At 70.5% G+C, this 2,286-nt stretch carries 3 protein-coding genes; 2 read left to right on the top strand and 1 reads right to left on the bottom strand.

Annotated features, from left to right (window positions below; translation table 11 throughout):
• Positions 1-535 (bottom strand): ATP-binding protein (locus H5J33_RS31780; RefSeq protein WP_220212941.1); only part of this gene is annotated, 535 nt, incomplete at its 3' end.
• Positions 536-724: 189 nt separating this feature from the next.
• On the opposite strand from H5J33_RS31780, the gene H5J33_RS31775 reads away from it, so the two are divergent.
• Entirely contained in the window at positions 725-1,585 is an 861-nt protein-coding gene (locus tag H5J33_RS31775; RefSeq protein ID WP_181798203.1) for a helix-turn-helix transcriptional regulator, read from the top strand.
• Positions 1,586-1,840 carry a DUF397 domain-containing protein gene (locus H5J33_RS31770; protein WP_030605199.1) on the top strand — a complete coding sequence of 85 codons (255 nt, stop codon included), beginning with the start codon at positions 1,586-1,588 and terminating at the stop codon, positions 1,838-1,840.
• The last annotated feature ends 446 nt before the right edge of the window (positions 1,841-2,286 follow it).

The raw sequence follows: 2,286 nt of genomic DNA, 5'->3' as shown, positions 1-2,286 counted from the left end.
GTTCGGCCCAGACCAGCAGGCCGGGGCCGTGCTCCTGGGCGCCCCAGGCCCGGCACAGCGCGTCGACGAGAAGCAACCCCCTCCCGTGCTCCTCGTCGGGTCGCTGCGGGGACGGGTGGGGCTCGCCAGGAGCACAGCCCTCGTCTCGGACGGCTATGCGCACCATGTCGTCGTGGTCGTGCAGCTCGCACACGACCCGGCTGCTCGCGGTGTGCACGATGGCGTTGGTGACCAGCTCGGATATGACCAGGGCCGCGCTGTCACAGGTGTCCGCGCAGACCGCCCAGCCGGACAGCCGGGCCCGGGTCAGACGTCTCGCCTGGGCGACGGAACCCGGATGTGCGGCCAGCTCGAAGCGGAACCTGCGTCCGGTGGCGCCTCCCTGGAGGGCTGCCCCCTCCACCAGGCCCGAACCGGCTCGCGCGGGGATACCCCCCTCGGCGCCGAGGCCGGCACGGCCGACGGCGGCGTCTGTTCCTAAAGGCGCGGACGGAATCACGCTTGCCACTATCGCCCCGTCGCGGACACTTGGCAAGAGTCACTCTGAAAAATGCAGAGTGTTGTGGACTATGTCAGGGAGCGTGGCACACTGCTCGCAACAGCACCTCGCGCGGCGCCAATTGAAAGTCGTCGGAGATCGGGCCCGGTCTTCGAATGAACCTTCGAATGGCGCCGCAGGGCTGTCGGGAAACTTTCGGTGGAGGCTTTCGGTGGAGGTGGGAGCGTGAGCGAACCGCGGTCCGCGCCGACGGTGGGCCAGGTGGTCCTCGGCCGGCGCCTGCAGGACCTGCGGGAACGCGCCGGGCTGAAGCGCGAGGAGGCCGCCCGGGTCCTCCACGTCGCCCCCGCCACCGTCCGTCGCATGGAGACGGCGGAGGTCGCCCTCAAAATCCCGTACCTGCAACTGCTGCTGAAGGCCTACGGCGTCCCCGACGACGAGGCCGATCTCTTCGTACAGCTGGCCGAGGAGGCGAACCGGCCCGGCTGGTGGCAGCGGTTCCACGACATCCTGCCGGGCTGGTTCTCGATGTACGTCAGCCTGGAGGGCGCGGCCAGTCTCATCCGCTCCTACGAGCCGCACTTCGTGCCCGGACTGCTCCAGACCGAGGACTACGCGCGTGGCGTGCTGAGGTCCGGTGCCATCGGCCAGACCAGCCCGGACGACATCGAGCGACACGTCGACCTGCGCATGCGGCGCCAGGCCCTGCTCACCCGTCCCGACGCCCCCCGCTTCTGGGCGGTGATGGACGAGACCGCGCTGCGCCGTCCGGTCGGCGGCCCGGAGGTCATGCGCGCGCAGATCGACAAGTTGCTTGAGGCCACGGAGTTGGCCCATGTGACGCTCCAGGTCGCCCCGTTCGCCAACGGGCCGCACCCGGGGACGTACGGGCCCTTCGTGCTGTTCCGATTCGCCATGTCCGAACTGCCGGACATGGTCTACAGCGAGTACCTGACCGGCGCCGTCTACCTGGACGCGCGCGCCGAGGTGGCGACCCACCTGGAGGTCATGGACCGCATGGCGGCACAGGCCGCTACGGCACAACGCACGAAGGAGATCCTCCGGGATCTCCGCAAGGAGCTGTGAATGGATCGCATCACGCCGCGCGGACGGGTCTACAACGGCATGCCCGCGCGGGAGCTGGGCAGCGAGGGGTGGCACAAACCCTGGAGCGGCGGCAACGGCGGCAACTGCCTGGAGGCGATGAAGCTCGCCGACGGCCGGATCGCCGTACGCCAGTCGACCGATCCGGACGGACCGGCGCTGATCTACACCATGGACGAGATGACCGCGTTCATAGAGGGCGCCAAGGCGGGGGTGGCCGACTTCCTGCTGTCCTGAACTCGCCGACGGCCCGGCCCGGTGCGCCGTCGAGGTTTTTGATTCTTGGTTCAACCCCCCTCTCGTGACCCCGACTTGACCGTTGCCCGCGTCCGACGCTCACGAAGTGCCGCATGACGGAGCAGGACCCGACGGCCCATCGGGATCGGCACCGGCAGGCCGCATCCCGCGCGGATGTACGACGGGTGCCCCGGCGGCAAGGACGACCACCCGTCGACCAGGCGATGGGCCGGCAACCGCCGGCCCTGACCCCGGGTGCCGGTTACGGCCTGGGGCGACCGCGCCTTCATCCACCGCGCCACGCGCCGGCCGTCCGACCGGGCAGGGCGTACGGCGATACCCGGACACCGTTACCGGCACACCCACCGGACCGAGTGCGCGCCCCGGACACGACACCGACGGCGCCCGGCGCACCCGAAACCTCGGCCGCCCGGCTGCCGTCCGCC

Source organism: Streptomyces sp. WELS2 (genome assembly GCF_013870595.1).
Taxonomy (GTDB): Bacteria; Actinomycetota; Actinomycetes; order Streptomycetales; family Streptomycetaceae; genus Streptomyces.
Note: the sequence above shows the minus strand (reverse complement) of the source record. Positions and strands in the feature narration are given on the sequence as shown.